This is a genomic window from Pseudomonas sp. AOB-7, assembly GCF_003696305.1.
In the GTDB taxonomy this organism is placed as follows: domain Bacteria; phylum Pseudomonadota; class Gammaproteobacteria; order Pseudomonadales; family Pseudomonadaceae; genus Aquipseudomonas.
In genome coordinates, this window is the sequence record NZ_RFFK01000049.1 from 1 (window position 1) to 683 (window position 683).

1 protein-coding gene is annotated in these 683 nt (G+C 70.3%); it reads right to left on the bottom strand.

Annotated elements, in window-relative coordinates:
* Nucleotides 1-683 (bottom strand): L-serine ammonia-lyase, iron-sulfur-dependent, subunit alpha (locus EA796_RS22945; protein ID WP_178082601.1); only part of this gene is annotated, 683 nt, incomplete at both ends.

The window sequence follows — 683 nt, forward strand, 5'->3', positions numbered from 1 at the left end:
TCGCCCTGGCAGCCGACTTCGGCGCCGGAGATCGAGGCGTTCTTCTTGCACAGGATGCCCACCGCCGCCGCGGCCAGCAGGAAGTCGACCACGTCGGCGTCGCTGGCATCCGGGTTGAAGCGCATGTAGTAGTGCAGCACCGCCGGGATGATCCCCGCCGCGCCGTTGGTCGGCGCGGTGACCATGCGCCCGCCGGCGGCGTTCTCCTCGTTGACCGCCAGGGCGTAGAGGTTGACCCATTCCATGGCGCTCATGGTGCTGCCGATCACGTTGGGCTTGCCCAGCTCCTGCAGGCTGCGGTGCAGCTTGGCGGCGCGCCGGCGCACATTCAGCCCGCCGGGGAGGATGCCCTCCTCGCGCAGGCCGTTGGCCACGCAGTCCTGCATGGCCTGCCACAGCCCGAGCAGGCCGGCACGGATCTCGGCCTCGCTGCGCCAGGCCTTTTCGTTGGCCAGCATCAGTTGCGACACGCGCAGGCCATGCTGGCGGCACAGGCGCAGCAGCTCGGCGCCGCTGGAGAAATCGTAGGGCAGCGCGGTGTGGTCCTGGTCCAGCGCGCCGGTGGCGGCCTGCGCGGCATCGACGACGAAACCGCCACCCACCGAGTAGTAGGTGTCGGCATGCAGCTCGCCGCCCTCGCCCTCGGCCACCAGGGTCATGGCGTTGGGGTGGTAGGGCAGGTT